Annotated in this window: 9 protein-coding genes; 5 read left to right on the plus strand and 4 right to left on the minus strand. The window is 56.9% G+C overall.

The features are described from left to right. The first annotated feature begins 52 nt into the window (after positions 1 to 52). The 5 genes from VD811_15920 to VD811_15940 all read left to right on the plus strand — a co-directional run bounded on the left by VD811_15920 (position 53) and on the right by VD811_15940 (position 4,530). Positions 53 to 931 carry a YicC/YloC family endoribonuclease gene (locus tag VD811_15920; GenBank protein ID HXV22471.1) on the plus strand — a complete coding sequence of 293 codons (879 nt, stop codon included), beginning with the start codon at positions 53 to 55 and terminating at the stop codon, positions 929 to 931. A gap of 22 nt (positions 932 to 953) precedes the next feature. Then, positions 954 to 1,547, plus strand: coding sequence for a guanylate kinase (gene gmk / locus VD811_15925; protein HXV22472.1), 594 nt, complete (start codon positions 954 to 956; stop codon positions 1,545 to 1,547). Positions 1,548 to 1,574: 27 nt separating this feature from the next. Then, positions 1,575 to 1,781: a DNA-directed RNA polymerase subunit omega gene (gene rpoZ, locus VD811_15930; protein HXV22473.1), complete on the plus strand. Its 207-nt coding sequence runs from the start codon at positions 1,575 to 1,577 to the stop codon at positions 1,779 to 1,781. Positions 1,782 to 1,931: 150 nt separating this feature from the next. Further along, the gene (locus VD811_15935) at positions 1,932 to 4,082 is read left to right on the plus strand and encodes a bifunctional (p)ppGpp synthetase/guanosine-3',5'-bis(diphosphate) 3'-pyrophosphohydrolase (protein ID HXV22474.1); all 2,151 of its coding nucleotides are present in this window, start codon (positions 1,932 to 1,934) and stop codon (positions 4,080 to 4,082) included. A 61-nt stretch (positions 4,083 to 4,143) separates the two neighbouring features. Next, on the plus strand, positions 4,144 to 4,530 hold the full coding sequence (locus VD811_15940) for a RidA family protein (protein ID HXV22475.1): 387 nt from the start codon (positions 4,144 to 4,146) through the stop codon (positions 4,528 to 4,530). 98 nt (positions 4,531 to 4,628) lie between these two features. Here the strand turns inward: VD811_15940 and rpmB are convergent, their stop codons facing one another. From rpmB to purN, 4 genes are all read right to left on the minus strand, one after another. After that, positions 4,629 to 4,820 (minus strand): 50S ribosomal protein L28, encoded by a 192-nt coding sequence (rpmB, locus tag VD811_15945; protein ID HXV22476.1) that lies wholly within the window; start codon positions 4,818 to 4,820, stop codon positions 4,629 to 4,631. Positions 4,821 to 4,941: 121 nt separating this feature from the next. Then, positions 4,942 to 6,228, minus strand: coding sequence for a hypothetical protein (locus tag VD811_15950; protein ID HXV22477.1), 1,287 nt, complete (start codon positions 6,226 to 6,228; stop codon positions 4,942 to 4,944). A gap of 74 nt (positions 6,229 to 6,302) precedes the next feature. Then, the gene (locus tag VD811_15955; GenBank protein ID HXV22478.1) at positions 6,303 to 6,749 is read right to left on the minus strand and encodes a DUF523 domain-containing protein; all 447 of its coding nucleotides are present in this window, start codon (positions 6,747 to 6,749) and stop codon (positions 6,303 to 6,305) included. A gap of 26 nt (positions 6,750 to 6,775) precedes the next feature. Beyond that, positions 6,776 to 7,297: phosphoribosylglycinamide formyltransferase (gene purN, locus VD811_15960; GenBank protein HXV22479.1), on the minus strand; the 522-nt coding region annotated here is incomplete at its 5' end.

A 7,297-nucleotide genomic window follows, 5' to 3' on the forward strand; every position in this document is an offset into this window, starting at 1 on the left:
AACCTTTCCTGCAATTTTCCAACATCCTAACGCTCAGAAAGCTGACTGACTCATGATCAAAAGCATGACAGGGTATGGCAAGGGCCAGGCATCGTCGGAAACCGTATCCTTGACGGTGGAGATCCGCTCAGTGAATCATCGTTACAGTGATGTGTCCGTCAAGGCCCCGCGAGCATTAATGTCCCTTGAAAGCGAAATGAAAAAGCGGGTGACCGCACGCCTGGCCCGAGGCAAGATCGATGTGTTCATCAACCAGGAATATGCCGCTGGATCTTCTGCGCTGCCAACCGTCAATCGACCCCTTGCTGCGGCATACGTTGGCCTCTTCGAACAACTGAGCGCCGATTTTGCCGTTGACAGCGGCATCCCCCTTTCTCTACTGGTGGGGCAGAAGGACGTGCTTGTCGTGAAGGAGAACGAGCTCGCGCCTGAGGAGGTTGCGTCACTGGTGATTACGGCTATCGAAGGAGCTCTGGACGCTCTGGAAGGCATGCGTTTGAAAGAAGGCGAGGCTCTTTGCCTCGATATGGAGGGACGGTTGACCGAAGTAGAAAGGCTGCTCTCCAGGATTGAGGAACGGGCCCCCCAAGTCCCTCTCGAATGGCAGGCCCGGTTGAAGGAGCGTCTGAGTCGCCTGCAGAGAGATTTCGAATACGACCCCCAGCGGGTTGCTCAGGAGATAGCTCTTTTCGCCGACCGCTGCGACATCAGCGAAGAGATCGTGCGGTTCCACAGCCATCTGCAGCAGTTTCGCAACCTGCAGTCTGTCGCCGAGCCGGTGGGACGGCAGATGGACTTTCTGGTTCAGGAGTTGAACCGGGAAGCCAACACCATGGGCTCCAAGTCCAACGACGCCGAGATGACCCGTCTGGTAGTTGCCATCAAGGCAGAACTGGAAAAGATCCGGGAGCAGGTGCAGAATGTCGAGTGAGCGGCCTGAGCGGGAGGGAATTTTGTTCGTCATTTCCGCTCCCTCCGGGGCAGGAAAGACGACACTTTGCAAGGAAATAATTGACTTTTTTCAGTCTCTTCGGCATTCTGTCTCGTACACGACGCGGCCGCAGCGTCCCGGCGAACAGGACGGTATAGACTACCATTTTGTCACCAGGACAGTCTTCGATGCCATGGTCGCGCAAGGGGCGTTTGCCGAGTGGGCAGAGGTCCATGGCAATCGTTACGGCACCGCTATCGAAACACTGGAACGTTTCCGGGCAGAGGGGCGCGATGTCCTTCTCGACATCGACTGTCAGGGCGCCCGGCAACTGAAGAGGAGTTACCGAGAGGGTGTCTTTATCTTCGTTCTGCCGCCCAGCCTGACGGAACTGCAGCGCCGTCTCCACGGACGCAATACGGACTCCCCGGAGGTCATTGCCCGCCGCATTGCCAATGCTCGCGACGAAATCCGTGAAGCAGTATGGTATGATTATCTCGTCATCAATGACGATTTTTCCCAGGCGTTTTCTGAACTGAAGTCGATTGTTCTGGCGGAGGGCTGTCGGACATCCCGTCGGCAGGCCAAAATCTCCAGAATCCTGGAATCCAAATAAACTTTTGCTGGAAAGGAAACAACCACTGTGGCACGTATTACTGTAGAGGACTGTTTGCGTCAAGTCCCAAATCGCTTTCTTCTGGTTATGATTGCCGCCAAGCGTACCAAGCAACTGTACAAGGGAGCGCAACCGTTGATCGAAAACAAGGCCGGCAACAAGAAGGTGGTGCTTGCGCTGCGAGAAATCGCCTCCGGCAGAATCGAGTATGAGATTCCTGCCCGCAAAAAATGAGGACGGGTGCTCGGCGTTCCATGTTTCATGTTGAATAGCACAGCATTAAACAGGAACGCGATACATGTGACATTTTTTTGGTTTCAACGAGTGCCGGCGGTGATTTCACTGCCGGCACCGTTTTTCTGGCTGTAGACCGGAAATGATTTGATGGTTCGGTTGGACGACATAATCGAAAAAGTTCTCTTATACAATCCCGGCGCCGACCTTGATGCGCTGCGCAAAGCCTATGTTTTCAGCGCCAAGGTCCATCAGGGGCAGGTGCGTCTCTCCGGCGAACCTTACCTGACCCATCCGATGGAAGTGGCTGCGATCCTTGTCGAGCTCAAGATGGATGTCCCATCTATCGTGACCGGTCTGCTGCATGATACCATCGAGGACACCCTGACCACCCCCGAAGAGTTGCGTGCTCTCTTCGGGGAAGAAGTCGCTGACCTGGTCGACGGGGTTACCAAGATCGGCAAAATTACCTTTCGCACCAGCGAGGAACGGCAGGCGGAAAATTTCCGCAAGATGCTTCTGGCCATGGCCCGCGACATCCGGGTGATTCTGGTCAAGCTCGCCGACCGGCTGCACAACATGCGGACCCTGGAGTTCCAACCGGAGTCGCGCCGCCGCAAGATCGCCCAGGAAACCCTCGACATCTATGCCCCGCTTGCCAATCGACTGGGGATCAGCTGGCTCAAGAGCGAGCTTGAGGACCTTTCCTTTCGTTACCTGCACCCGGAAATTTTTCGGGATCTGGCATCCAAGGTCGCCAAGCGCAGGAAGGAACGGCAGAAATATGTCGAGGATGTCAAGAAAAGCATTCAGGAGAAGCTTCATGAGCAGGGGATCGTCGGCGACGTTTCCGGCCGCTCCAAGCACCTTTACTCGATTTTTCTCAAAATGGAGCGTCAGGGCATCGATTTCGACCAGGTTTACGACCTGATCGCCTTTCGCATCATCGTCGAGAGTATTCGCGAATGCTACGCGGTGCTGGGAATCATCCATTCAACCTGGAAGCCCATACCAGGCCGGTTCAAGGACTATATCGCCATGCCCAAGGCGAACATGTACCAGTCCCTGCACACGACGGTCATCGGTCCTTTCGGCGAAAGGATGGAGATTCAAATCCGGACCCCCGAAATGCACAGCGTGGCTGAAGAGGGGATCGCGGCGCACTGGAAATACAAGGAGAAGGGCTCGGTTGTTACCGGCCGCGACGACAAGCGTTTTGGCTGGCTGCGCCAGTTGCTCGAATGGCAGCAGGAACTCAAGGATTCCCGCGAGTTCATGAATACGGTCAAGGTCGACCTTTTCCCCGAAGAAGTCTACGTCTTTACCCCGCGGGGGGATGTCAAGGAACTGCCCAAGGGCTCGACACCCGTCGATTTTGCCTATGGCGTACACACCGACGTCGGCCACCACTGCGTCGGCGCCAAGATCAACGGCAAGCTGGTTCCCCTCAAAACTCCACTGCATAACGGCGATATCGTCGAGGTCACCACTTCCCCCAATCAGACTCCGAGCAAGGACTGGTTGAAGTTTGTCCGTACTTCCAAGGCGCGCAACAAGATCAAGCAGTGGGTCAAGACCGAACAGCGTGAAAAAAGCATCGAGCTTGGCAAGGAACTGCTGGAAAAGGAGTTGCGCAAATACGGTTTCAGTTTGAGTCGGGCTTTGGGTTCGGAGGCGGGTGGGGAAGCTGTGGAGGAGCTGGGTTTCCATTCGACAGAGGATCTGCTGGCCGGGCTCGGCTACGGCAAGGTGCCGCTGGGCCAGATTATCCATCGGCTCGTCCCCGCCGAGAAGCTAAAAGCCGAAACCCCCAAGGCTGGCCGCCTCGGGCAGGTGTTGGAGAAAATACGCAAAAAACCTTCAAGCGCCATCAAGATTCATGGTGTCGAAGATATCATGGTCCGTTATGCCAAGTGCTGCAATCCCCTGCCGGGTGATCCGGTCATTGGTTTCATCACCCGGGGGCGGGGCGTGACGGTGCATACGGCCGACTGCCCTCATTCTCTGGAGGGTGATCCTGAAAGGCGCATCGAAGTCGAATGGGACATGAAGAAGAAGTCGACGCGGCCGGCAAAAATTCGCGTCTCCTGCGTCGACCAGAAGGGGATGCTGGCAAGCATTACCGGCGCCATCACCAACTGCGAGGCCAATATCATCAGCGCCAATGTTCACTCCACGCCGGATCGCAAGGGAATCAATACTTTTGAAGTCGATGTTCAGAATCTGGACCATCTGAACCGGGTGATCAATGCGTTGCTCAAGGTGAAAGGGGTCTACAAGGTTGAACGGATGCGCAATTAAGGACGGTGTTTCTTGCTTCCGCTTAAACCTATTGACATGGAACTTTTTTAAGGAGGTTGTCATGGCCATCGAAAAAATTGAAACGGAACATGCACCGGCGGCTATCGGACCGTATTCTCAAGGGGTGCGGACCGGCGATTATGCCTTTTTCTCCGGCCAAATTCCTCTCGACCCAGTAACCGGTGAAGTGGTCAGCGGCGATATCGCTGTCCAGACCGAGCGGGTGATGGCCAACATGGCGGCGGTTCTTGACGCTGCCGGCCTGGGGTTCGGTGAGGTGGTCAAAACCACGATCTATCTTGTGGATATGAGCGACTTTGCCGTGGTGAACGGTATCTACGGGCGCTATTTTTCAGGCATATTTCCGGCGCGGGCGACGGTGCAGGTTGCAGCATTACCCAAGGGGGTGGGGGTCGAAATTGAGTGGATCGCTTATTGCAGGAAATAGCTGCTCGGCATAACATGTCTGACGGGCGGCAGATACAAACAGAGGGGCGAACCATAAGGTTCGCCCCTCTGTATTTTATGTGTGAGCTGGCTGTTGAATCAGAGTGCCTTGGTGACAGCCCCGGAGCGGATGCAGCGGGTGCAGACCTTGATGGAACGAACGGTCCCCTTGTCGAGTGCTTTGATCTTCTGCAGGTTGGGGTACCAGACCTTCCGGGTTTTGTTATGAGCATGGCTGACGTTATTGCCGGTCGTCGGTTTTTTTCCGCATATTTCACAAACTCTGGCCATATAGAAACCTCCTGGATGTTTAGAACGCGTATTCTTATCACGCCTTATAGGTATTTGCAACTTTTTTTTGCGCTGTTTTTCCCTTGAATTGTCGAGCCTCGTCTGCGGCAGGGGCGTCAGGTCAGTGGCGTATTTTCCGCTGCAGATGGTTGACCACGCTGACGCCGACCATGATTTCGCCGGTAGCGCCCAGCCCGGGCAGCACCTGCTCTCCGCAACAGTATAGCAGGTGCTCTCCGGCGATAAGGGAACTGGTGGCACCTGGAAATGTTTTTTGCCGCCGGGAACGGTCTTCGCTAACGGCGGCCGGACCAGATTGTATGGCGGCGCGCGGCTCGAAACACAGGGTCGCAAAGGGGAACAGTTCCGAAAGCCGTCCTTCGAGTTGAGCAGCGCCGGAGGTGTCGCTTGCTGGCCCTGTCGCCTGACAATGGACCCGACAACGGCTGCCGGCAGAATCCGGCAGCAGAGTGAGTCGCAAAGGCGGCGAACCGGCGAGGATCAAGACCTGAGCAAGCAGAGGTGAAATCGTGCCATCTGCGATCCGGGCTTCAATGGCAAGAAGGGGATGGTCAACGGTTTCATCGGCTCGGAACTCCCCCGGCAGGAGCCTGTTGGCATCACGGCTGCCGAGAAGAAAGACCTCGGCGGTGCAACGACGACCATTCATGAAAACTGCCTCCCGCAACCTCCGATCCGTAGCCTGGACACTCTTCAGATCAGCCAGCGAGACCTGTTCGCCGTGGAATAGCTCAAAATGGTGCGTCAGCAATACGTTCAGGTCCCTGGCAGAGATGCCCTGATTATTGCCGAAGCCACGCCAGAGCAATGCGCCTTCGGCGACCGACAAATGTTCAATGGGGCGAAGAGCCAGCCCGCTGAAGAGAGTGGAGAGTGCTTGCACCGTCTGAGCTGAATTGCCGCCTTTCAATTTGTTTGCCAGCGGGCGGGCCAGCCTCCCCCAAGTCAGCCCCTTGAGCAGTCTTTTGCGCATAAATTGCCAGCGACTCGCCCAACCCGTTAGCGGCAGTCCTTCGCTTTCCAGTAAAGCGGTTTCGAGTCGCGTGCCTGTACTGTCCAGTTCTCGGAGCAGTTGCTGTACCCGTATGCTGTCGGCCGGAAATTCCCGGCGCAGCTCGTCATGAAGAGCGGAGATGCCGTGTAAAGTCAAGCGGACCTGTCCTGACAGGACCTGGAAGGGTGGCGCGGATACGAGGCAGGAGCTGTTGCCCAGTAATTCGAGCAGGCGTTGGAGATGCAGGCTGGCAGGAATCCAGGCGGGACAGGAAGCCGTGGCCGGCAAGCCTGCAAACAGCACACGGCGTCCCGCCTTCGCTAGCAGGACCGCGGCAATGCGGGAGGCGAGGCTTTCACCCAGGATGATGACGTCGTAATGATTATTGGCCACGGAAAAATTCGCGTATCAGAGTTTTGCCAGCGGTGTGCGTCTCGTAGTGGGACTGGTCCTTGTGTCTGCGCAGATCACAAGTCCTCTTCACTGAAGACCTGGAGACCGTTGCGGGTCAGAAGGGCGGCAGTCACCCCCTGGCCAGCGACAACCTGGTTCTCAAGGTAAACTTGATGGACACCGCAGGAGGGACTGCGCTCTTTCAGCAGAGCCTGCGTGCAGCCAGCCAACCGCGCAATTTTCATCGTTTCGATTGCCCCGTGCAGGAACGTTTCATTGACGATGTTCCCCTCGGCATTCATGACTTCACCAGTTCCGTCCAGGACTGCTGCACCGTCGCCGCAGGCAAATCGGGTCGCCGGACGGGGGGTTGGCAAGCCAGCCAGCTGCTCCGGACAAACCGGGATCGGGACGAGCCCCTGCTCGCGAATAAACCGCAAGGCCGGCTCATGACGTTTCGAGGCGCCGTCATACCGCGTGAGAAGCCCGAGCAGGCAGGCACTGACCAGGATTGGACGCATTGAAAACCTTGCGAGGCAGGAGGATTTTACTCCAGGGGCGGATTGACCATGGCGCTGGCCGGAGGCGGGCAGGGGGGATCGATGCGGACCCGGCGCCCCTCGATTTGCAGGCGGCCCTCGGCAAAAAGCTGAATGGCTCGCGGATAGATACGGTGTTCCTGCTGGAGGATACGGGCCGAGAGGGATTGCTCGGTGTCGTCGGCAAGTACCGGAACGACCGCCTGAATGATAATCGGACCGGTGTCGACGCCGCCGTCGACGAAGTGAACGGTGCAGCCAGCGAAACGGGCACCGTACTCCAGGGCCTTGCGCTGTACATGCAGCCCGGGAAACGCCGGCAGCAGCGCCGGGTGAATGTTCATGATCCGCCCGGGAAAAGCCTCGAGAAATACAGTGGAAATCAGGCGCATGAAACCGGCCAGCACGACTAGTTCAACGCCGGAGCTCCTTAATGCGGACACCACCGCGCGATCGTAATCCTCGCGGCTGCCATAGTGGCGATGATCGACGCAGAGTCGAGGGATACCAGCCTGCTCGGCCCGGGACAG

The sequence above is a fragment of the Desulfuromonadales bacterium genome, assembly GCA_035620395.1.
In the GTDB taxonomy this organism is placed as follows: domain Bacteria; phylum Desulfobacterota; class Desulfuromonadia; order Desulfuromonadales; family DASPGW01; genus DASPGW01.

Excerpts from the sequence above, each read along its gene's own strand:
- VD811_15955 (HXV22478.1), bottom strand. The coding sequence starts at position 6,749 with ATGCGTCCAATCCTGGTCAGTGCCTGCCTGCTCGGGCTTCTCACGCGG.
- rpmB (HXV22476.1), bottom strand. The coding sequence starts at position 4,820 with ATGGCCAGAGTTTGTGAAATATGCGGAAAAAAACCGACGACCGGCAAT.
- VD811_15920 (HXV22471.1), top strand. The coding sequence starts at position 53 with ATGATCAAAAGCATGACAGGGTATGGCAAGGGCCAGGCATCGTCGGAA.
- VD811_15935 (HXV22474.1), top strand. The coding sequence starts at position 1,932 with ATGGTTCGGTTGGACGACATAATCGAAAAAGTTCTCTTATACAATCCC.
- VD811_15940 (HXV22475.1), top strand. The coding sequence starts at position 4,144 with ATGGCCATCGAAAAAATTGAAACGGAACATGCACCGGCGGCTATCGGA.